A 23,049-nucleotide genomic window follows, 5' to 3' on the forward strand; every position below is an offset into this window, starting at 1 on the left:
GGACCCGGCCAGGACGTTGGGGCTGGGCGAGACGGTCCCCCGCTACGTCTGGGGCACCTTGTGCGGCCGGGGGCGGCGCGGGGCGGGGCGCCCCGCGCGCGCCCCCCGGCCCCGGTCTCACGGCTCCCCGTCCGGTGGCGCCCGTTCCACGGTGTCCCGTCCCGGGACGCCCGTCCCCTCGTGCCCGGCGGGGCGGCACCCGCCCCGCGCACCCTGGCGCTACAGCGCCTCGGCGAAGGTGACCGTCCGCTCCGTCAGCAGCGGCCACACGGTCGCCACGATCAGCTTCTCGAAGTGCTCGGCCGCCTTGTGCGCCTCGAACCCGGCCCGGTCGGCGTACCGCTCGTAGAGCAGGAAGCCGCCGGGCTGCCCCTCGACCGCGTGCACCTCGTACCCCTCGTTCGCCGGCTCGGCGCGGGTGTGCCCGCGCACCTGGAGCAGCGCGGCGCGGACGGTGCTCTCGTCGGCGGGGGCGCAGCGGTAGTGGGCGACGACGGCGTAGGACATGTCCGGTTCTCCTCGGCAAGTCGGCAAAGGCCGCTGTCAGGCCTGCGGCCCGCCGATTCCAGCATGGATCAGGCCCGCGCCCACCCGCGCGCGGCGCAACCAATGCCTGCTGCCGCGGAGCTGGTGGCACCGCCCTGACGTGGTGTGTTGTCACAGTCCGCACCCTGGCCGACAAAGGAAGTGACCCGACATGCGTACCCTGGAGACCCTCGTGGGCGGGGAGTGGGTGGCGAGCGGCGACTGGATCGACGTCCTCGACCCCGCCGACGTCCGTACCCCCGTCGCCCGTGTCCCGGCCCTCACGGCCAAGGACGTGACCGGTGCCTACGACCACGCCGAGCGCGGGTTCGCGCTCTGGAAGCGCACCAGCCCCTTCGAGCGGGCCCGGATCTTCACCGACGCGGCCCGGCTGATCCGCGAACGGGTCGAGGAGATCGCCGCCGACGTGACGGCGGAGAACGGCAAGACCCTGACGGAGGCGACCGGCGAGACCCTCAAGGCCGCCGACTTCCTGGACTACTACGCGGGTCTGGCCCGCCAGGGCTACGGCACCCTCCTGCACGACGTACGGCCCCGGCACCGCACCCACACCCAGCGTGAGCCGATCGGCGTGATCCTGGTGATCAGCCCGTGGAACGACCCGCTGATCACGCCCGCCCGCAAGCTCGCCCCGCTGCTCGCCACCGGCAACGCGGCCGTGTTCAAGCCCGCCACCGACACCCCGCTCTCCGGCCTGCACCTCGCCCGCGCCCTGCACGACGCCGGACTGCCCGCGGGCGTGCTGAACGTGGTGACCGGCCGGACGGCCGAGATCGAGGAGGCGCTCCTCGACGACCCGCGGATCGTCGGCATCACCTTCACCGGCTCCAACGCCGTCGGCAACCGCATCCGACGCCGTCTCGCCGACCGCAACGTGCGCTTCCAGGGCGAGTTGGGCGGCAAGAACGCCTCGGTGGTGCTCGCGGACGCCGATCTCCCGGCCGCCGCGAAGGCCGTCGTCGCGGCCTCGTTCGGACAGGCCGGCCAGCGCTGCACGGCCACCAGCCGGGTGATCGTCGAGCGGGCGGTCCACGAGGAGTTCACCCGGCTGCTGACCGCCGAGGTCGAGCGGCTGACGGTCGGCCCGGGCAGCGACCCGGCGACCACGCTGTGCCCGCTGGCCGGCGTCAAGCAGCGCGACGGCGTCCTCGCCGACCTGGCCCGGGCGGTCGAGCAGGGCGCCACGGTCCTCACCGGAGGCGGGGCCGACACCGAGGGCGAGCACGTCTTCGGCTGCTATGTGCGGCCGACCGTGCTCGGGGACGTCACCCCCGAGATGGCGATCTGGCGCGAGGAGGTCTTCGGGCCGGTCCTCGTCCTGCGCGCGGTCGACGGCTTCGACGCGGCCGTCGAGGCGGTCAACGACTCCGGCTTCGGTCTCGCCGCCGCCGTCTTCACCCGTGACCTGGCCCATGCCCTGCGCTTCGCCGACGAGGCCGAGTGCGGACAGGTCGCGGTCAACTCCACCACCACGGGCTGGGACGTCCATCTGCCCTTCGGCGGATTCCACGACTCCGGTACCGCCTACAAGGAGCAGGGCGAGGAAGTCCTGCGTTTCTCGACGCGCGTCAAGACTGTCGCTGTGCACTTCGGCGGCTGACGATCGGGAGCACTGACAACGAGAGAGAGGAGGTGTGCGATGGCTGACGAGACGATCGGCGTCGTCGGCGCCGGCATCGTGGGTCTGGCCACGGCCCGCGAGATCGCCCTGAGCCGGCCCGGCACCCGGGTGGTGGTCCTCGAGAAGGAGCGGGAGGTCTCGCTCCACCAGACCGGCCACAACTCGGGCGTCGTGCACGCCGGTATCTACTACGCGCCCGGCAGCCTCAAGGCCGAGCTGACGGTACGGGGTGTGGACCTGCTGCGCGCCTACTGCCAGGACCGCGGGCTGCCGTACCGCGAGATCGGCAAACTCGTCGTGGCGGTCCGCGAGGACGAGCTCGGCCGGATGAACGCCCTCTACGACCGGGCCAGGAACAACCATGTGCCCGACCTGCGGAAGGTCTCCCGCGAGGAGATCCGGGAGATCGAGCCGAACGCCGGCGGGGTCGCCGCCCTGTACTCCCCGCGCACCGCGATCACCGACTACCCGGCGATCGCCCGTGCCTTCGCCGACGACGTGATCGGCTCCGGGGGAGAGGTGCGCACGGGCTTCCCCGTCACCGGCATCACGCAGGTGCCCGGCGGCATCGAGGTGGCGTCCGGAGCGGAGCGCGTGCGGGTGGACCGGCTGATTCTGTGCGCGGGACTGCACTCCGACGCCGTGGCGGGTCTCGCGCAGGACCGGCGCGAACCGCGGATCGTGCCGTTCCGCGGCGAGTACATGCTGCTCAGGCCGGAGAAGAGCGACCTGGTGCGGGGCCTGATCTACCCGGTGCCCGACCCCCGCTACCCGTTCCTGGGCGTCCACTTCACGCCCCGCGTCGACGGTTCGGTGGAGGTCGGACCCAACGCGGTCCTGGCCCTGGCCAGAGAGGGGTACACCCGCACCCGGATCTCCCCGAGGGACCTGTTCGGGCTCGCCGCCTACCCCGGCGTCTGGAAGATGGCGGCCCAGCACTGGCGCACGGGCGTCAAGGAGTACCGCGGGTCGTTCTCGGCGAAGGCGTTCATGAAGGACGCCGCGCTGTACGTCCCGGGGGTCGGGGTCCAGGACGTCGTGCGCGGCGGGGCGGGCGTGCGGGCCCAGGCCCTGGACCGGGACGGCACCCTGGTGGACGACTTCCGCATCCACCGGGTGGGCCGGGTCACCGCCGTCCGCAACGCGCCCTCGCCGGCCGCCACGGCCTCCATGGCGATCGCCGAGCACATCGTCGAAGCCGTTTTCGACGGCGCTTCCGGCGCCGGCTGAGAAACCCGGCGGGAAACGGGCCGCCGAAGCGGGCTGCCCTGACCGGTCGCCGGAACGGGTTCCCGGAGCAGGTGGGGAAACCGTTCTCGGCGACCGCTCGCGCAACCTGAAAGTGCCCTGCGAACAGGGCGCTTTCCCGCAACAACAGCTTGCGCTCCCAGGGGCTCCGCAAGGCCTTTCCGGCCCCCTAGCGTTCCCTCCGCAACGCCTCACCACGTGCCCCACCGAGAGAAAGAAGTACGGGACATGTTCGTCGTCGACACGCAGATCCACATCTGGCTGGAAGAGACCCCGGACCGCCCCTGGGTCCCCGGCGCCCGGGAGCGGATCCGCCTCAACGGCCACCGTGAGGACCCCTTCTCGTACGAGGAGGCCCTCGAGCTGATGGACGAGGCCGGCGTGAACCGGGCGCTGATCCTGCCGCCGTCCTGGGAGGGCGACCGCATCGACTACGCCCTGGAGGCCTGTGAGGCGCACCCGGACCGCTTCGGCATCATGGCCCGCATCCCGCAGAACAAGCCCGAAGAGGGCAAGGCCCTGCTGAAGGACTTCGCGCAGAACCCGTACATCAAGGGCACGCGACTGACCTTCCACCGGCCGCAGGACCGCAACTGGATGATCGACGGCACCAACGACTGGTACTGGCCGGTCGCCGCCGAGCTCGGCATCCCCACCATGGTGCACGCCCCGATCTGGAAGCGTGAGCTGGGCGAGATCGCCGCCAAGCACCCCGAGCTGAAGATCATCATCGACCACATGGGCATCATGGCCCGCTGTGTCGACGACGCGATCGGCTACTGGGTCGCGGAGACCGCGGACCTCGCCGCCCACCCGAACATCTACGTCAAGGTGTCCGCGCTGCCCGGCTACTCGACGCAGCCGTTCCCGAACAACAACATCCAGAAGTACGTGCGCGAGATGGTCGACAGGATGGGCCCGCAGCGCTGCTTCTACGGCACCGACATCACCCGGCTGCTGGGCCACGGCATCACCTACACCGACACCATCGAACAGTTCACCAAGCACTGGGACTTCACGCCCGAGGAGCTGGAGTGGATCATGGGCCGCGGTATCTCCGAGGTCCTGAACTGGCCGATCGAGGGCTGAGGGACCACGAGAGATGACCGACCCCACCACCGCACCGGGCGCCGACGGCGGAGACGCTCTCGTCACCGCGTTCAACGCCGTCGGCGCCGACTACCTGTTCTGCTCCTCCGGGTCCGAGTGGGCCCCGGTATGGGAGTCCCTCGCCCGGCGCCACCGCGACGGACTGCCCTGCCCGCGGTATCTGGACCTGACCCACGAGACCGTCGCCGTGGGCATGGCCACCGGCTACGGTCTGGTCAGCCGACGGCCGCAGGGTGTGCTGCTGCACGCCGCCCCGGGCCTGCTCCAGGGCTCGATGGCCGTCCACGGGGCGCTGCTCGCCGGCGTGCCGATGGTGGTCGGCTCCTCGGAGTCGACGACCTACGGCGACGGCCCCGGACAGGATCCGGGCGGCCAGTGGTACCGGAACCTGTCCATCGTGGGCGGCCCGCACGGCGTCGCGACGCCGTTCACCAAGTGGTCCACCGAGGCCGCCAGCGTCCACACCCTGCCCACCATGGTCACCCGGGCCGCCGAACTGGCCTGGCGGGCCCCGGCGGGCCCGGCCTACCTCAACGTCCCGCTGGAGATCCTGCTGGAGGACTGGGACGGCCGCGAGGCCAAGCCCGTCGTGCCGCCGGGCTCCACGCACAGCTCGCCCGACGAGGTCGACCGGGTCGCGCGGCTGATCCGCGAGGCGAGGAACCCGGTCGTCGTCACCGAGACGGCCGGCCGTGAGGCGGGCGGCTTCGAGGCCCTCGTCGCCTTCGCCGAGGCCTGGAACATCCCGGTCGTCGAGCCGGACTCGGCGGTGTGCGGCAACTTCCCGCGCACCCACCCGCTGCACGCGGGCAGCGACATCGGCCCGTGGATGGACGAGGCCGACCTCATCCTCCTCGTCAACTGCCGTGCCCCGTTCTACCCGCCGTCGCGCCGCCCCTCGACGGCACGGATCGTCGTCATCGACGAGGTGCCGCAGCGCCCGCACGTCGTCTACCAGGTGCTCTTCGCGGACCAGTACCTGGAGGGCAACGTCGCCCACACCCTGCGCCAGCTCGCCAAGCGGGCGAAGGACCTCGACGAGGCCGCCGTCGCCGTACGGCGCACCGCGCAGGACGAGCGGTACGCCGCCGAGCGGGCCGCCGCCGACGACGCCGAGACCAGGGCCGAGGCGCGGCAGCAGCGGGAGGGGGTCGACCCGGTGCTGGTCGCCGCCACGCTGCGCGAGCTGCTGGACGGTACGGAAGCGATCGTCGTCGACGAGACCATCACCCACAGCCGCGTCGTCAAGCGGCATCTGCGCACGGCAGGTCCCGACTCGTACTTCTACGTGCAGGGCGGCCTCGGGCAGGGCATCGCGGTCGCGCTCGGCGTGAAACTCGCCGCGCGGGAACGGCCGGTGGTCCTCACCATCGGTGACGGCGCGTTCACCTACAACCCGGTCGTCCCGTCGTACGACGCCAGCAGGGCCTACGAACTCCCGCTGCTCATCGTGGTGTTCAACAACCGTGTCTACAAGTCGATGAACCTCAACCACCGCAGGTTCTATCCCGACGGCGCGGCCGCCGAGACCGGCGAATGGCTCGGCACCGACCTGCACCGGCTGCCCCGACTGGCCGCCTTCGCCGAGCCGTTCGGCATGCACACCGAGACCGTCGACACCGCCCAGGCGCTCGGGCCCGCGCTCGAACGCGCCCTCAAGGCCGTGGAAGAGGGCACCACCGCCGTCGTCGACGTCCTCGTCACCCGCTGAACCAGGAGGCACCACCACCATGTCCACCCCACCCACGAAGATCCTGGTGCCCGCGGACGACCTGCGCGCCTTCTCCGCCGCCCTGCTGGAGAAGGGCGGCCTGAGCGCCGAACACGCCCGCACCACCGCCGACGTGTTCGTCTGGGCCGCGCTGCGCGGCGTCGACTCGCACGGCATCGCCCGCGTCCCCGCCTACCTGGATCTGCTGGAGAAGGGCGTCGCCAACGCCGACGCGCGGATCACGCTCGAGTCCGGCACGCCGGCCGCGGCGGTCCTGGACGCCGACCGGGCACCCGGCCCCGTGGCCCTCAGCGCGGCGGCCGACGAGGCAGTGACCAGGGCCAGGACGACCGGCATCGCCGCGGTGGGCGTCCGCCGCACGGTGCACACCGGCGCGATCGGCTACTACGTGTCGAGGATCGCCGAACAGGGCCTGGTCGGCATCGGCTTCGTCGCCGGGATGCCGAACATGGGCTACACCGGCGTCAGGGGAGCGGCGGTCGCCACCAGCCCGCTCGCCATCGCCGTCCCGACCGACCCCTCGTCGGCGCACGCGCCGCTGCTCCTGGACATGGCCACGGCGACCATCGCCCTCGGCCGGATCCGGCAGGCGAAGGCCGCCGGCACCCCGCTGCCCGAGGGCGCGGCCGCCACCGAGGACGGCACCCCCACCACCGATCCGGAGCGGGCGGTCATGCCGCTGCCGCTCGGCGGGGCGAAGGGCTCCGGCATGTCCCTCGCCTTCGAGCTGCTGACCAGCGTGCTGGTGGGGGCGCCGATCTTCGCGGAGTTCCACTCGGACGGCCCGGCCGGCCGCAAGCACCGTCAGAACGCCCTGCTCATCGCCGTCGACCCGGCCGCGTTCGGGGGCACGGACGCGTTCACAGCGTCCGTGGACGCCACGCTGGACACGCTCAAGGGCCTGCCGGCCGCGGACGGCGCACCAGGCGTGTTCTACCCCGGCGAGCGCAGTGCGGCCGTGGCCGCCGACCGCGTGGAGAAGGGCGTTCCGGTGGCGCCCCAGGTGTGGCGCGACCTGACGGAACGCGCCGGGAAGCTGGGCGTCGCCCTGCCGGAAGCCGCCGGATAGGGACCGGCGGCCGCCCCGGGTGACGCCCGGGCAGGGGCGGGTGGCCGGGTCGCGCCGGTGCGGCGGCAGACCCCTTCGGCCACCCGCGCGGCGTCCGATGCGGCGGACGCCACCCTCCCGCCCCGGCCCTTGCCCCGACACGAGCGGCAGTCACGGACCCACGGCCCCCTGCCCCGCACACCGGCTCGCGCACACTGCCCCGCGCACGCACCGGACCGCACGCACCGACGTGCCCACCGGGCAGCGCACGGCCTGCGTTCACGGGCCCCGCGCACCGGCCCGGGCGTAGCGCCCCGCGCCTGCCGGCCCACGCCCATCGGCCATCGCCCACCGGCCCGCGTCCCGCGGGCCGTTACTCGCGGCGGGCCACGACGCGGTAGGCGTTGGACACCCCGAGCCGATGCGAGAGCGGACGCACCGCGAACCGGTCGAGCAGGGTGCCCACGATCAGCGCCGGGATCCCGGCGACCAGCAGCGCCCCGCGCAGCGTGCGGCGCAACGCGCCCGGCGGCCCGGGCAGCCACGGCGCGTCGTCGCGCGGCGCCGCGTGGTCCAGCGCCAGCCACACGGCGGCCAGCAGGTCGACCGGGTCGTGCGGCTCGGCGTGCTGCTCCGCCACCACCGTGAAGCCCAGCCGGGTGAGCCGTTCCCGCAGATTGGCCACCGGCACGAAGTGCAGGTGCTGCGGCTGGAGCCACGGCAGCCACCAGCGGCCGAGCAGCCGCGCGTAGCGGCTCTCGGGGTCCGGCACCTCGATCAGCAGATGCCCGCCGGGGCGTACCGTCTCGTGCGCGGCGCGCAGTTCGCGGTCCGGGTCGGTGCTGTGCTCCAGGTAGTGGAACATGCTCACCACGTCGTAACGGGCGGCGAGTTCGGGCGCCAGCTCGGGGAACGCGCCCCGGTAGCCGTGCTCCACCCGGCCCTCCCGTGCGGCGAGTTCGACGCCGTCGGTGAAGTCCAGCCCGTCGAAGACCGTCCCGGGCAGCACCTCCCGGGCGGCCGCGCAGAAGTGACCGTGCCCGGTGCCGACGTCCAGCCAGGTCTTCGGCGCGGGGTCGTGCGGGAGCATCGACCCGGCCCGCCCCCGGTACATCTTCGTGCGCCCCCCGAAGGTGTCGCCGAGCTTCTTCTCGCCCAGCCCGTCGTAGAAGTCCCGGTAGTAGAACTCCAGGCCCTCGGCGCTCAGCCGCGGGTTCTGGAAGGTGTGCCCGCAGCCCCCGCAGCGGTCCAGGACGAACCGGCCGGGCTTGTGCTGGAGCAGGTCGGTGGTGCGCAGCCGGGTGGTCAGCGCCGCCGAGCCGCACCACGGGCAGGTGGTGCGGCGGGGCTCGAAGAAGCGGTCCAGGCCGGCGGCGATGTCCGCGCGGTAGGCGGGACGCGCCCCGGCGATCCGCTCGGCGGGTGTGCTCTGTTCGCTCATCCGGACTCCTTGGCGAGGTCTTCCAGAGGGGACGCGGCGGCGGACGGCCCGCCGGCGGCGCGGAACGCCGTGCGGATCCGGTGGGCGGCGGCGCGGTGTCCGGGGCCGTCCAGGACGGAGTCGACCGCGGCGCCGAGCTGCCGTGCGGTGACCCGGCCGAACCGCACCCGCACGCCGGCCCCCACGCCGGTGACCTGCCCGGCCACGACCGGCTGGTCGTCGCGGATCGGGGCGACGACGAGGGGGATCCCGTGCCACAGGGCCTCGCACACGGTGTTGTGCCCGGCATGGCAGACCACAGCGCCCGCACCCCCCTCCATCCTTTCCAGCAGGGCGACCTGCGGCACCGACGGCAGGACCAGCACGTTCTTGTCGTCGCCCCGCGGCGTCAGCGTGCCGCCCGGGTCGACGATCACGCCCTGCACCCGGTCGGCCCGCTCCCGCAGCACGTCCCGGCAGATCCCGAGGAACCGTCCTCCGACGTCGGTGTTCGCGGTGCCGAGCGTGACCAGCACGGTGGCGCGGCCGCCGTCGAGCCACTCCCAGGGGAACCCGGCGGCGGACGGCCGGGCCGTGACCGACGGGCCCACCCAGCGCACGCCCTCGCGGCCCCGGCCCGCCAGCTCCGGCGTGCTGAAGGCCAGCACCAGGTGCGGCGAGAAGCGGGGATCGGCGTCGCCCGCCGGATCGCCGATCGCGGACCGCAGTCCGGCGAGGCGCAGGTCGAGCCACTCCCTGACCTTGGGCAGCCCGGCGAGGGGGTCCGTGAACTCGGCCGAGGTGGTCGCCGAGGTCGCCCACGGCAGGCCCAGCCGCTCCGCGACCAGCGCGCCGGCGAAGGCCTGCTGGTCGGCGACGACGACGTCCGGCCGGAACGCCTCGACGGCCCGCCGCACCCCCGGCGCCATCGCCTCGGCGAGCGGCAGCAGGTACCACTCCCACAGGAACTTCAGCGCCTCCGGACCGCGCAGGTCGGCGGGCCGCTCACCGGGCGGCCCCCCGTCGCAGGCGAACACCTCCCCGGCCCCGGGGCCCGCCAGCCGGCCGACCAGCCGCGGATCGGCGCAGGCCCACGCCACCCGGTGGCCGCGCGCCGTGAGTTCGGCGGCGACGCCGACGGCCGGGTTGACATGCCCCACCAGCGGGGGCACGACGAACAGGAACCGGCTCACCCCGCCGCCTCCGCCGCCACCCGCCCGGCCCCGTCGACGAGGGACAGGATGTGGCCGCCGACCGTCCCCGAGGCCTCCACGAGGACGGAGTGCTCATGCCCCGGGATCACCACGGTCCGGCAGTCGGGCAGCAACGACCGCAGCCAGGGGGCCAGTTCGGCCAGATCGGAGTCGGCGCCGTACAGGCCGAGCACCGGACAGCGCACCGCGGCCACCTGGTCCTCCGTCAGCACCCGGCTGGCCGGGATGTCCCGTCCGAGCGAGGTCTCCCGCGCGAGCCGGGCCGCCCCCCTGGCCAGCCGTGCGGTGTTGTGACCGCGGTGGGCGGTGATCCAGGCGATCGCGTCGGGCTCGTTGTGCGCGAGCTGGGTCACGACCCGGTCCAGGATCCCGCCGAGCTTCACCGCCCAGGCCGCGGTGGCCGGTTCGGACTCGACGAGGCTGACACTGGCCGCCCGCTCGGGGTGCCGGGCCGCGTAGCCGAACGCGACCGTGCCGCCGTAGGAATTGCCGACCAGGTGCACCGGGCCGGTCACCGCGAGCCGGTCGAGCAGCGCCTCCAGATCGTCGATGTTGTCGTCCAGCGTGTAGCCCCGGGCGGGACGCCCGCTGCGGCCGTGGCCCCGCAGGTCGTACATGACGACGTCGAGGCCCGCGGCCGCGAACGCCGGGGCGACCGTGAAGTAGTAGCTGGCCAGGCTGTCGGTGAGCAGACCGTGCACCAGCACCACGGTGGCGGTGGCCGGGCGGCCCTGGCGGGGGCCGATCCGCTGTACGTGCAGCCGGACGGAGCCGGTGTCGACCATCGCCATGGCTCAGCTCGCCTCCGCGGCCCTCAGGCTCGTCACGACGTACTCGACGAGCCGTCCGACGGTCAGTTCGATGATCTCGTCGAACTCCATGCCGGCCAGGAACTCGGCGAAGTTGACCCGGTCGCCGTACCGCTCCTGCAGCAGACCTGCGAGGGTGACCAGGTCGATGCTCTCCAGCTCCAGATCGCGGTTGAAGGTGGTCTGCAGGTCGATCTCGATGCCGTCGAGGCCGTACTCGTCCTGCAGCAGCCGCGAGAGCATGCCGGTGAGATCGGCCAGGACGGACCTCTCGTCGGCGGTGACGGGGGTGCGGGGGGTGGGGGGTGTCATCGGGCGTCGTACTCCTCTGCGGTCGGGTGTCCCGTCGTCCAGGCCACCACGTACGAACGGTCGGGCAGCCGGGGCGGGTTGGCGGCCGGTGCGCAGTGCACGGTGTAGGCGCGTTCCAGGCGGCCGGCGACGCTCAGCCGGTCGCCGTCCGGTGTCGCGTCGAACACCGTGAAGTCCCGCGGCCTGCCGTCGAATCCGGTGCCCTCCGCCTTGGCCACCGCCTCCTTCGCCGCCCAGAAACGGGTGAACCACAGGGCCTCGGAGTCGCCGGAGGCGGCCGACAGAGCGCGCAGCAGCCGGAGTTCGGGCTCGCCGAGGGCGGCGGCGAGGGTCTCCGGGGTACGGTCGGCGACCTCCTCGATGTCGATGCCGGGGCCGGGGCCCGGCGTGTGCGGCCGGACGATCGCGACGCCCGCCTCGGCGCAGTGGGCCAGCGAGACGTCCAGCGCGGGCAGGACACGCCCGTGCGCGCCGGTGACGTACGGCCGGCCGGCCCCGTCGTTGCGCACCCGCAGCTCGGCCGGGAAGACGGGGCCCTCGCCCTGGTCCCACAGCCACCGCCGCACCGCGTCCTTCACCGCGATGCGGCCCAGCAGCCACTGCCGGCGCCCGCGCGGCGGATGCTCCGCGTACTGCGAACGCTCCGGTCCGCCCAGGGAGTTGCGCATGATCAGTTCACGGGACGCCAGATCAGGCCACCGCTCGTGCAGCAGCTGCCAGCCACCCGGGCGGGTCTCGGACAGCGTGTGGCGCTCGGGAAAGCGCTCGACGGGCCGGGTCTTCGGGTCGTTGTCGAACCGGCGGTCCTGCCAGCCGTACAGCTCGGCCCACACCGTGCCGCCGGTGGTCAGCTGCACGTCCGCCTCCAGGAAGGCGTCGGTGAGCGAGGTGACGCGCACCAGGCACCCCACCTCGGTCCCCGGCGCCGGATGCGGTCCGTGGAAGCGCATCTCCCGCATCCCGACCGGGAACACGACGGTCCGCTCGCTATGGGTCGCCATGATCCAGTAGCCGAGGATCTGGCCGACGTTGTCCAGCAGCGCGCCGGGTGCGGGCGGGGTGGTGATCACCCCGCGGACGTGGCGGTCGCCGAGCGCGGTGAGCTCGGTGACGCCCTGGAAGGCCGGGCCGTGGAACATCCAGCGTTCGGCGTAGAGCCGGTCGGCGGTGTGCTCCGGGGCGCGCTCGGCGCCGGGGTCGACGGGCCACGGGTCGGGGGGCGGTGGATGGGCGGCGGCCAGTTCGACGCCGGCCCGGGCCCGCGGGCCGAAGGAGACGGCCAGCCGGTCGGGCCCCTCGGGCGTCACGGTGACCGGCACGTCGACGGCGGGGGTGGCGGTGAGCCACTCCTCGAACCGCGCGCCGTGCACGGCGACCGGCACCTTGCCGGGAGCCCACTCCCGCGCCGCCGCCACCGCCGCGTCGACGATGTGCTGCACGATCGTCGTCGCCGGGACGACCGGCCACCGGTCGGCGACCTCCGGCCAGCCCGGCCGCTGCGGGAAGAAGCAGTGGTCCAGCAGGTAGGGCATGGCGTCGGGGGAGACGTGGACGCTGCTGTGCCACGGGCCGGCCGGCCGGGCGGCCGCCGGGACGGCGGCCCGCGCGGTCATGAGGGCGGCGGCCGTGTCCGCCGTCTCGCGCAGCAGGGCGGACAGTTCGGCGGCCATGGGCGAATCCCCGGCCACGGCGTCCAGCGGCGACGGACCGCCGGAGGCCGCCGCCCGGACCGGGGCGCGCAGCTCGGCCCGCAGGGCGGTGAGCCGCTGCGGCGCGAGGGACACCAGGGCGCCGCCCAGGTCCAGCCGCACCGGCGGCCGAGCCGCCCGCGCGGCCGCCGCGGACCGCGGGGAGGACCCGGGCAAGGACGCCTCGGAGGTTTCCGGGCCGGGCGGCCCGGAGGGTTCCAGCGAGGGCGCCGCGGAGGGTTCCAGGGAGGGCGCCGCGGAGGGTTCCAGGGACGGCGCCACCGCCGCACCCGCCGTCCACAGCGCGGTGGCCACCCGGCGGAGCTGGGCGAGACCCGTGCGGTGGGGCGAGTTGGCGGCCACGACCAGGTGGTCCCGGTCGCCCAGGGTGTCCCCGACGAGGGAACCGAGCCGACCCGGGCCGACCTGGACGTACACCCGGTGTCCGGCCGCGTACAGCGCCTCGGTCAGCTGCCGGAAGCGGACGGGCTCCAGCAGATGGCGGACGAACAGGGACCGTACCCCCGCCTCGTCCGCGGGGAAGGGCGCGGCGGTCGTCCCCGACCAGAGGGGGGTGTGCGGCGGACACAGCCGGAACCGGTCGGCGGCCTCCTTGATCGGGCCGAGGTGCGGCTCCAGCATCGGCGTGTGGAAACCCGACCGGAACGGCAGCACCTGGCTGAGGACCCCCTGGGCGCGGAAGGCCCGGACGAACTCCTCCACCGCCGCCTGCGGTCCGCACACCATCGACTGGCCGGGCGCGTTGTCGTGGGAGAGCACCAGGCCCGCGGTGGCCGGGCCCCCGTCCCGCAGGGCCGCCAGGACCCGCTCGGCGGACGCGCCGACCGCCCCGAAGGCCAGCCCCGCGACCGTCACCGAGTCGGGGTCGAAGGCCGCCATGAACGCGTCGACCTCGTCCCCGGCGTACAGCCCGGCCGCCGCCATCGCCGTCCACTCGCCCACGCTGTGCCCGGCGACCGCGTCCGGCACGATCCCGCAGCGGCGCAGCGCGGCGTCGAGCAGCCGCCCGACGGCGACCACCCCGAAACCGTGGCGTCCCACGTCTGCGGCCCCGTCCCCGCCGACGGAGGGGGCGGGCAGGCCGAAGCGGGCGGCCACGTCGTCGACCCGCGGAGCGAAGTCGCCCTCCAGCCCCGGGAACAGGAACACGGTGCCGCCGCGGCCGCTGCCCACCAGGGGACCCGGCCGGAACCAGACGTCGCCGCGACCGTGCCAGGCACGCCCCTTGCCGACCGTGCGGCGGGCCAGGGCGAGCCGCTTGGCGGTCGGCCCGACGATGCCGAGCCGGGCCGGTCCCGCGTCCGGGTGGGCCTGCGAGGGGGCGAGCCCGGCGGCCCGCACGGTGTCGTCGCCGGCGTCCAGAAGGGCGGCGAGACGCTCGGGGGAGCCGGCGGCGAGCAGCAGGATGTGCTCGGGTTCGGCGACCGCCAGGACCGCGCGGGGCGCGACGCCGGCGCGCGGTCCGCGGGCCCCCGGCGCCTCCTCCAGCACCACGTGCGCGTTGATCCCGCCGAACCCGAACGCGTTGACGGCGGCCCGGCGCACGGGCTGCCGCTCGGTCCGCTCCCAGTCGGCGGCCTTCTCCAGGGTGCGGAACCGGGTGCGGGCCAGGGCGGGGTGCGGGTCGTCGCAGTGCAGCGTCGGGAGCAGCGTGCCGTGGTGGACGGCGAGCGCGGCCTTGACGAGTCCGGCCACCCCGGCGGCGGGCATGGTGTGCCCGATCATCGACTTGACCGACCCCAGCACCGCCTCGCCGTCGCCGGGGCCGAACACCTCGGCGAGAGTGGTCAGTTCGGCCGTGTCACCGGCCGGGGTCGCGGTGCCGTGCGCTTCCAGCAGCCCGATCGAGCCGGGCTCGGCCGGGTCGAGTCCGGCGGCCCGCCACGCCTGCCGGACGGCCAGCGCCTGACCGCCCGGATCGGGGTTCACGAGCCCCGCGGCCCGGCCGTCGCTGGCCACCCCGGTGCCCCGGATCACCGCGTAGATCCGGTCGTCGTCGCGCTCGGCGTCGGCCAGCCGCTTGAGGACGACGACGCCCGTCCCCTCGCCGATCAGGATGCCGTCGGCGTCGCGGTGGAAGGGGCGGCTGCGCTGACTGGGGGAGAGGGCGCGGAGCTGGGAGAACACGCTCCACAGCGTGATGTCGTGGCAGTGGTGGACGCCCCCGGCGAGCATCAGGTCGCAGCGCCCGGAGCCGAGTTCGCGCACCGCCTGGTCCACAGCGACCAGCGAGGACGCGCAGGCCGCGTCCACGGTGTACGCCGGACCGCGCAGGTCCAGCCGGTTGGCGATGCGGGAGGCGGCCAGATTGGGCACCAGGCCGATCGCCGACTCGGGACGGTCCGGACCGAGCCGCTCGGTGAACGCCGCGCGGACGCGACCGAGTTGGTCGGGTGTCAGGTCGGGCAGCAACTCGCCGAGGGTGCGCACGAGTTGGCCGGCCGTACGGACCCGCTGGTCGAGCCGGACCAGCCCGGGGGTGAGATAGCCGCCCCGGCCGAGGACGACGCCGACGCGCCCTCGGTCGGGGAGCCGGTCCGGGCCGCCCGCGTCGTCGAGGGCGGCCGAGGCCACCTGCAGGGCGATCAGCTGGTCCGGCTCGGTCCCGGCCACCGAGTGGGGCATGATCCCGAACCGGGTGACCTCCACCTCCGCCAGCCCGTCCACGAACCCGCCCCGCCGCGCGTACACCCGGTCGGCGGCGGCCGGTCCGGACGCGGTGCCGGGGTGGTAGAACTCGGCGTCCCAGCGCCCCTCGGGCACCTCGCCGATCGCGTCCACGCCGTCCCGCAGATTCCGCCAGTACGCGTCCAGGTCGGCGGCGCCCGGCAGCAGGACCGCCATGCCCACGACGGCGACGAGCGGCTGACGACCCGTCACGGCCGCCGTCACCAGCCCGAGGCGGTGTGGACGACGGCGGTGGCGGACTGCTCGCCCCAGGCCAGCTCCCGCAGCAGCGCCGCGGTCCCCTCCTCGGGATCGATCAGCCGGATGCCGCGCCGGGCGTACTCCCGGGCCAGCTCCGCCCCCACCATGCCGGCGTGCCCGGCCGCGGGCGCCCAGGGTCCCCAGTGCACGGTCAGCGCCCGGCGCCCGGTACGGGCGGCGAAGGCCGCGCCGAGCGTCTCCAGCGCGTCGTTGGCGGCGGCGTAGTCCACCTGTCCCCGGTTGCCCAGGACGGCCGAGATCGAGCCGAACAGCACGGTGAACGCGGGTCCGGCGGGCAGGTCCTCCAGCGCGGCGAGCAGGGCGTCCGCGCCGGTCGCCTTGGTGCCGTAGACGCGCTGGAACGACTCGGCGCTCTTCTGCGCGACGAGCCGGTCCTCGATCACCCCGGCCGCGTGCACCACGCCGTCCAGCCGGCCGTGCTCGGCGTGGATCTCCTTCACCGCCTGGAGCACCGCCCCGGGCTCCCGGAAGTCGACGCAGCGGTAGCGGGGCGTGCCGCCGAGCGCCGTGAGTTCGGCCAGGGTGGCGGTGATCTCCCGCTGAGCCAGCAGGAGTTCGGCGGCCCGGTTGATCTCCGACGGCTTCCCGCCGCCCCGCGCCGCGAGCACGGCGCGCAGTTCGGCCGGGGTGCGGGCGGCCGCGGTGTCCGCGGCCTCGGGGCCGTCCGGCGCGGGGGTCCGGCCGAGCAGCTCCAGACGGCAGCGGGCGGCCCGGGCGAGCGCGGCGGCGAACTGCGCGGTGATGCCCCGCGCCCCGCCCGCGAGCAGGATCACCGAGTCCCGGTCCAGTCCCAGCGCCGCCGCCTCGGCGGCCCCGTCCCCGGCCGGTCCGGCACCCGTGCTGCCGAGCGCGCCGAGCGGCGCCTCCACCAGGTCGAACCCGTGCCGGCCGGCCGCCGTCCGCCACACGACCGGGGCGCGGTCCGGCGCGACGGCCTCGGCGATCACGGCGTCCGCGACGGCGGACGGCGAGGCGTCGGAGAGGTCGACGAGCCGGGCGACCAGCTCCGGAAACTCGCGCGCCACCGTCCGGAACAGGCCGCGCAGCCCGGCGGTCCGGGGGTCGGGCGTCGCTCCGTCCACGGTCCGCACGGCCAGCAGCCAGCGCGGGCCGCGGGCCAGGGCGGCCTTCAGGACGGGGAAGGCGTCCGGCAGGACCGGGCCGTCACCGGCGCCGTCGAGGGCGCCGAGGTACAGCACGCCGTCCACCGGACCGTCGGCCTCGGTCAGGACGTGGTCCCGGGCCCGTACGCGGACGTCGGCTCCGTGGGACGCCAGCCGGGCCGCCGCCTCGGGGGCGTCCCCGAGCAGGGTCCAGCGGGTGCCGGACAGCAGGGCGGAGGGGACGGCGGAGGCGTCGGTGTCGGAGGAGTCGGTGTCGGTGTCGGGGTCGAGCAGGACCGGGCGCAGCACATGCCTCCTGGGCGGCTCCCCGGTCACCTCCGTGTCCTCCACCGGCGTCGCGGGCTGCGTCGTCGGCGCCTTCAGCGCGAGCGCCGCGTCGGGCCCGGCGGTGGGCGCGGCGGCCGGCCCGCCCAGCCGGGCCGTGAGCCAGTCGGTCACCGCGGCGGCGGTCCGCGCCTTCGCCAGCTCCTCCAGTTCGTCGTCGTCCATCGAGGCGAGGTCCGCGCCGGTCCCGGCGCCCAGGCGCCGGGCCAACTCGCCGGCTATCTCGGCCCGTTTGATGGAGTCGATGCTCAGATCGGCCTCGAGGTCGAGGTCGGGCTCGATCATGTCGACGGGGTAGCCGGTGCGTTCGCTGATGATCTCCAGGACGACCTGCTGGATCCCGGCGGCCTCGGCAGGACCGGCAGGACCGGTGGCCCCGGAAGGTGCGGGATCCCGGGCCGGTTCCGCCGCCGCGGCCACCGCCGTTCGCGGTGCCGGGAGTTCGGGGACCGCCGGGATCACCTGCGGCGGCGCCGCCACGGGCGGGGCGGGCTGTGCGCCCGCCGTGGCGCCGAAGTAGGTGAGCAGCACGTCCCGTTGGGCGGCGATCATCTCCCGGCTGGTGCGCAGGAATTCGGAGACGAGGGCGTCCCGGTCGGACGGGACGCCGTGCGGGGGGTTCGTCGGCACAGTCGCCACGGTCCTCTCCAGGGGTTCCACGACGCGTCGGGCGGGTGCGAGCGCACCGGGAAGGAGGGCGCCGGCGGCGGTGCGGACCAGCTGGCCGTCGACCGTCCAGCCGGGCCGCTTCGGCACGGGGGTCCGCAGCGCGTCCACCGCGTCCCGGCCGCGCAGCAGCCACCCGGCGCGTACCGGCAGCCCCGCGACGGCGAGCCGGGCCAGGGCGTCGAGCCAGCCGCGCAGACCGCCGCCGGGCCGGGGCTCGCAGGCCACCGCGCGGTGCGGACGGTCGCCGAGGATCTGTCCGACCAGCCGGGTCAGCACCGCCCCGGGACCGGCCTCGACGAAGATCCGCGCGCCCGCCGCGTACATCGCCTCGATCTGCTCGGCGAAGGCGACCGGTGCGCCGATCTGGGCGGCGAGTTCGGCCCGCACCCCGTCCGCGTCGGCGGGGTACGGCGCGGCCGTGCGGTTGGACCACACCGGGAACTCGGGCGCGTGTACCGGCCGGGCCGCGAGTGCCCCGGCGAAGCGGTCGGCGGCGCCGGCGACCAGCGGACTGTGGAAGGCGCAGGCCACCGGGATCCGCTTGGCCCCGAGACCCGCCTCGCGCAGCAGACGCACGGTCTCGGCGACGGCGTCCGAGGGGCCCGAGATCACCGTCTGCTCGGGGGAGTTGCGGTTGGCGACGACCACGGAGTCCGGCGCCCGCGCCGCTGCGAGGGCCCGCGCCACCTTCTCGGCGCCGGCCGCGACGGCGGCCATGGCGCCGGGATCGCCCCCGCCGGAACCGGGCGATCCGGCGGGCGCCGCCGCCCCGGCGGCCTCGAGGATCGCCGTCGCCCGTTCCGCGCTCAGGTCGAGCAGCGTCTCGGGGCTCAGCGCGCCGGCCGCGGACAGGGCGACCAGCTCGCCGTAGCTGTGTCCCGCGGCCATGTCCGGCCGCACCCCGGCCGCCGTGAGCACGGCGTGCGCGGCCAGCCCGGCGACGCCGAGGGCGGGCTGGGCCACCCGGGTGTCGGTCAGCGCGGCCCGCTGACGCTCGCGTGCCGCGTCGTCGAAGGCGGCCGCCGGGTACAGGGTGTCGGCGTGGGCGCGTCCGAGTTCCAGGTAGGGCCGCAGTTCGGGGAAGGTGACGAACAGGTCGGCGAGCATGCCGGTGCGCTGGCTGCCCTGGCCGGGGAAGAGGAAGGCGACCCGGGCCTCCCCGGGTTCGTCCGGCTCGGCCCGGTGGATCCCGCGCGCCGGGTCGTGCCCGGCCGGATCGGCCGACACCCGCCGTAACTTGGCGACCAGGTCGTCCACGTCCGTCGCCACGACCGCGACCCGCGCCGGTTCCGTGCTCGCCTCCGACCGCCGCGCCGCGCCGAGCGCCAGGTCCCGCAGCCGCCACGGCCGGCCCTCCGCCTCCGCGGCCCGGAGAAGTTCGTCCACCGCGCGGCCGGCCGCGGCGGCGTCCCGGCCGCGGAAGACGAACAGCTCGGCCGGCCAGGCGTCCGCGCCCCGGACCGGCGGCACGCCGTCGGCGTAGGCGCTCAGCACCACATGGAAGTTGGTGCCGCCGAAGCCGAACGCGCTGACCCCGGCGACGCGTTCCCGGGCGGGCGCCGCCCAGGGCCGGGCCCGGGTGTGGAAGGCGAACGGGCTGCTCTGCGCGTCCCAGGCCGCGTTGGGCGTCTCGACGTGCAGCGTGGGCGGTCTGACACCGGTGTGCAGGGCCAGCACCGTCTTGATCAGACCGGCGAGACCGGCGGCGCACTTGGTGTGCCCGATCTGCGACTTGACCGAGCCGATCGTGCACCTGCCCGGCGCCGCCCCGGCCTCGCCGAACACCTCGCCGAGGACACGCAGTTCGGTGCGGTCGCCGACCACGGTCCCGGTGCCGTGCGCCTCGACGAGTCCGACCTCGGCCGGGGAGACGCCCGCGTTGCGGTAGGCGCGTTCCAGGGCCGAGCGCTGCCCCTCGGGCCGGGGCGCGGTGAGCCCGAGGGAGCGGCCGTCGCTGGAGGAGCCGAGGCCCTTGATCACGCCGTAGATCCGGTCGCCGTCGCGTTCGGCGTCCGCGAGCCGCTTGAGGACCAGGCAGGCCACGCCCTCGCCGAGGGCGATGCCGTCCGCCGAGTCGTCGAAGGCGCGGGAGCGGCCGGTCGGCGACAGGGCGTGCACGGAGGAGAAGAGGACGTAGTCGTTGATGCCGTTGTGCAGGTCCGCGCCGCCGCAGAGCACCACGTCGGAGGTGCCGCCGACGAGTTCTTTGCAGGCGACGTCCACGGCGGCCAGCGAGGAGGCGCAGGCGGCGTCGACGGTGTAGTTGGCGCCGCCGAGGTCGAGCCGGTTGGCGATCCGCCCCGAGATCACGTTGGCGAGCATGCCGGGGAAGGAGTCCTCGGTGAGCTGCGGGAGCTGGTCGTCGAGGCCCGCCGGGACCTCGCCGTAGTAGGAGGGCAGGACCGCCCTGAGGGTGGCCGCGTTCGACAGGTCGCTGCCCGCCTCCGCCCCGAACACCACCGAGGTGCGGGAGCGGTCGAACTCCCGCCCCCCTTCGCCGTACCCGGCGTCCTCCAGGGCGCGCCGGGCCGCTTCCAGGGACAGCAGCTGCACCGGCTCGACGCTGCCGAGCGAGGTGGGCGGGATGCCGTACCGCAGCGGGTCGAAGGGGATGCGGGGCAGGAAGCCGCCCCATTTGGACGGGGTCGCCCCGCCGTGGTGGACGGCCGGGTCCCAGCGGTCGGCCGGGACCTCTCCCACCGCGTCCACGCCGCCGACCACGTTCGCCCAGAAGGTGGGCAGGTCCGGCGCCTGCGGGAACATGCACGCCATGCCGACGACGGCGATGTCCAGCGGGGCCGGGACGGCCGGCTCCCGTGTCTCCTCCCGGTCCGACTCGCTTGCCCGTAGGGCGAGATGGTCCACCGCGCCGGTCGTCACCGACGCGTGCAGCGCGGCGACCGTGGTCGTCGCCGACCGCAGCACGGCCACCTCCCCGGCCATGAACATCCCCTCGGCGAGCTGGCGTTGCTCGTCGACGGGGGAGAGGGCGCCGCCGGTCTCCCGGGTCACCCCCTTGCTCGCGACGCGCAGCCGGCCGACGTTGAGCCGCTCCAGGGCCTCCCAGACCTGCCGGTCACCCGCGCCCTCGGCCCGCAGCCGGGCCTCCTCGTCGCGGTATCCGGCGGCGAACGGGCTCGGCACGCACCGGGTGGCGTGGCCCGGCGCCGACTCCAGGAGTGTGGTGCGCTCGGCGGCCATGACCTGGCGCTGGAAGAGCGGCCGGATCGCGCCGCAGGACACGGCCTCCTCGGTGAACAGGTACGCGGTGCCCATCAGCACGCCGACGGCCGCTCCGCACGCGGTCAGCGGCGCGGCGAGCGCGGCGACCATCGCCGCCGAACGCGCGTCGTGGACGCCGCCCGCGAAGAACACCTCGACGTCCTCGGCCCCCTGCTCCCGCGACCAGTCCTCCAGGACCGCCAGTTGGGCCTCCCAGAGCGGGAAACTGCCGCGCGGTCCGACATGTCCGCCGCACTCCGAGCCCTCGAACACGAACCGGCGCGCCCCGGCCTCCAGGAACTGCCGCAGCAGCCCCGGCGACGGCACGTGCAGGAAGGTCCGGATGCCGTCCCGCTCCAGCGCCTGTGCCTGGGAAGGCCGCCCGCCCGCGATGATCGCGTGCGTGGGCCGCAGCTCCCGCACGGCCTCCAGCTGCGCGGCGCGCACGTCCTCCGGCGCGAAGCCGAGCACGCCCACGCCCCAGGGCCGGCCGGCCACGGCGTCCCGGGTCTCGGCGAGCATGGTCCGCGCCCGCGCGCCGTCCGCCAGCGCCAGGGCGAGGAACGGCAGTGCCCCGTCGGCCGCCACCGCCGCGGCGAACGCGGCGCCGTCGCTCACCCTGGTCATCGGCCCCTGGGCGAGGGGGAGCCGGGTGCCGAGCGCGCGGCTCATCGGCGATCCGGCCCGCAGCGCCCGGGCGGCCGTGTCGTCGCGTACGGCGTCCGAGACCGCGTCCCGCAGCCCCCGCAGGGTCCGGCGCACGTCACCCCAGCGCTCGGCGAACCGCGCGGCGAGGAAGCCGTCCTGGCCCACCGGGAGCAGCTGGCCTCGGGGATCCTGTGCGCCCAGCAGCGCCGCCACCGCCCGCGGTCCCGCGTCCCGCGCGAGCCGCGGGGCGTCCGGTCCGCGCCGCAGCAGGACCCGGTGCCCGGCGAGGACGACGGTCTCCGAGCCGTCCAGGGTGCGCAGCGCCGCGGCGGCGGGCTCGGGCAGCGCGGACTCGGCGAGCAGCGCGAGCTGGCTGTCCAGGACGACGCCCGCCGCACCGCCGGCCACCGCGGCCGCGGCCGTCCGCGGGCCGATCCCGCCGCACGCCCACACCGGCGCGGCCGCCTCGGTCGCGGCGAGGATCTGCTGGAGCAGGACGAAGGTGCTCAGGTCGCCGATCCGGCCCCCGCTCTCGGCGCCGCGGGCGATCAGGCCGTGCGCCCCGGCGCGCAACGCGTCCCGCGCCCCCGCCAGGTCGGTGACCTCGACCAGCACGCGGTAACGCGCCGAGAGGCCGGCGACCGCCCAGCGCGCCGCGTCGCTCCCCGCCTCGGCCGCCGCCGCGCCGAGGACCACCGTGTGCGGTCCATCGGGTTCCAGGTCGGCGGGGGTGAGCCGGCAGTGGGCGTCGACCCGCACCCCGAACCCGCCCGGCGAGGCGCGGCGCAGACGGGACAGGGCTTCGCGCGATCTTCGGTCACCGGATCCCAGGTCGAGTACGCCGAGCCCGCCGGCCCGGGCGACCGCCAGGGCGAGCCCGGCATCGGGTTCGCCGAAAGGAGTGATGCCGATGATCATGTCCTCGGAACGCACAGCAGACGTCATGATTCTCCGAATCAAGGGTGAGACTGCACGGTGGGGGGTTCGGGACAGCAATGGCGGCTCACCGGATTCCCGCGGGCGGAGGTTCACCGCGGAACGCCGTTTTGAAGCGCGTGCTCGAAACGCGTTGCAAGGTAGTGCGGTTATTACTCACTGGTCAACGTTCGAACCATCGGCCGGTATCCAGCCGCAACGATCCGGTCAGTCACGGGCCGAGGGCCAGGGCGTAGGAAATCGGATGAATTCCTTTCGGTCCCGGCCCCGTTCACCCTCCACTCACACTGTAGAAACATGAACGAACGCAGGAAATGGGTTCCTCTGGACCGCTTGTCCGAATCGGTACGCACATTCCCGGCGTCGGTCGCGGGGCGGCGAAAATTCTGTGTGTCGGTCCTGGAGTGA

Annotated in this window: 12 protein-coding genes; 5 read left to right on the forward strand and 7 right to left on the reverse strand. The window is 75.0% G+C overall.

Features of this window, described 5'->3' with window-relative positions; genetic code table 11:
* Positions 1–219: 219 nt before the first annotated feature.
* Positions 220–507, reverse strand: a complete 288-nt coding sequence (locus J2X68_RS22950; RefSeq protein WP_310434425.1) for an antibiotic biosynthesis monooxygenase — start codon at positions 505–507, stop codon at positions 220–222.
* A 190-nt stretch (positions 508–697) separates the two neighbouring features.
* Here J2X68_RS22950 and J2X68_RS22955 point away from each other — a divergent pair, with 190 nt between their 5' ends.
* The 5 genes from J2X68_RS22955 to J2X68_RS22975 all read left to right on the forward strand — a co-directional run bounded on the left by J2X68_RS22955 (position 698) and on the right by J2X68_RS22975 (position 7,326).
* Positions 698–2,146 carry an aldehyde dehydrogenase family protein gene (locus J2X68_RS22955; protein WP_310434426.1) on the forward strand — a complete coding sequence of 483 codons (1,449 nt, stop codon included), beginning with the start codon at positions 698–700 and terminating at the stop codon, positions 2,144–2,146.
* 39 nt (positions 2,147–2,185) lie between these two features.
* On the forward strand, positions 2,186–3,397 hold the full coding sequence (lhgO, locus tag J2X68_RS22960; RefSeq protein WP_310434427.1) for an L-2-hydroxyglutarate oxidase: 1,212 nt from the start codon (positions 2,186–2,188) through the stop codon (positions 3,395–3,397).
* A 246-nt stretch (positions 3,398–3,643) separates the two neighbouring features.
* Positions 3,644–4,504, forward strand: a complete 861-nt coding sequence (locus J2X68_RS22965) for an amidohydrolase family protein (protein WP_310434428.1) — start codon at positions 3,644–3,646, stop codon at positions 4,502–4,504.
* 13 nt (positions 4,505–4,517) lie between these two features.
* Positions 4,518–6,236 carry a thiamine pyrophosphate-dependent enzyme gene (locus tag J2X68_RS22970; protein WP_310434429.1) on the forward strand — a complete coding sequence of 573 codons (1,719 nt, stop codon included), beginning with the start codon at positions 4,518–4,520 and terminating at the stop codon, positions 6,234–6,236.
* Positions 6,237–6,255: 19 nt separating this feature from the next.
* Positions 6,256–7,326 carry an Ldh family oxidoreductase gene (locus tag J2X68_RS22975; protein WP_310434430.1) on the forward strand — a complete coding sequence of 357 codons (1,071 nt, stop codon included), beginning with the start codon at positions 6,256–6,258 and terminating at the stop codon, positions 7,324–7,326.
* A gap of 352 nt (positions 7,327–7,678) precedes the next feature.
* Here the strand turns inward: J2X68_RS22975 and J2X68_RS22980 are convergent, their stop codons facing one another.
* From J2X68_RS22980 to J2X68_RS23005, 6 genes are read right to left on the reverse strand one after another with little or no spacing between them, the layout of a single operon-like run.
* Positions 7,679–8,746, reverse strand: coding sequence for a class I SAM-dependent methyltransferase (locus J2X68_RS22980; RefSeq protein ID WP_310434431.1), 1,068 nt, complete (start codon positions 8,744–8,746; stop codon positions 7,679–7,681).
* Positions 8,743–9,918: a glycosyltransferase gene (locus J2X68_RS22985; RefSeq protein WP_310434432.1), complete on the reverse strand. Its 1,176-nt coding sequence runs from the start codon at positions 9,916–9,918 to the stop codon at positions 8,743–8,745. Before J2X68_RS22985 ends, J2X68_RS22980 begins: the two co-directional genes overlap by 4 nt.
* Positions 9,915–10,730, reverse strand: a complete 816-nt coding sequence (locus J2X68_RS22990; protein WP_310434433.1) for an alpha/beta hydrolase — start codon at positions 10,728–10,730, stop codon at positions 9,915–9,917. The genes J2X68_RS22985 and J2X68_RS22990 overlap by 4 nt, the downstream gene beginning before the upstream one ends.
* A 3-nt stretch (positions 10,731–10,733) precedes the next feature.
* Positions 10,734–11,060 (reverse strand): acyl carrier protein, encoded by a 327-nt coding sequence (locus tag J2X68_RS22995; protein WP_310434434.1) that lies wholly within the window; start codon positions 11,058–11,060, stop codon positions 10,734–10,736.
* Positions 11,057–15,613: a beta-ketoacyl synthase N-terminal-like domain-containing protein gene (locus tag J2X68_RS23000; protein WP_399040669.1), complete on the reverse strand. Its 4,557-nt coding sequence runs from the start codon at positions 15,611–15,613 to the stop codon at positions 11,057–11,059. Before J2X68_RS23000 ends, J2X68_RS22995 begins: the two co-directional genes overlap by 4 nt.
* A 44-nt stretch (positions 15,614–15,657) precedes the next feature.
* Positions 15,658–22,650: an SDR family oxidoreductase gene (locus J2X68_RS23005; protein WP_310434436.1), complete on the reverse strand. Its 6,993-nt coding sequence runs from the start codon at positions 22,648–22,650 to the stop codon at positions 15,658–15,660.
* Positions 22,651–23,049 lie beyond the last annotated feature (399 nt).

Origin of the sequence: Streptomyces sp. 3330, assembly GCF_031456635.1 — a bacterium.
GTDB lineage: Bacteria > Actinomycetota > Actinomycetes > Streptomycetales > Streptomycetaceae > Streptomyces.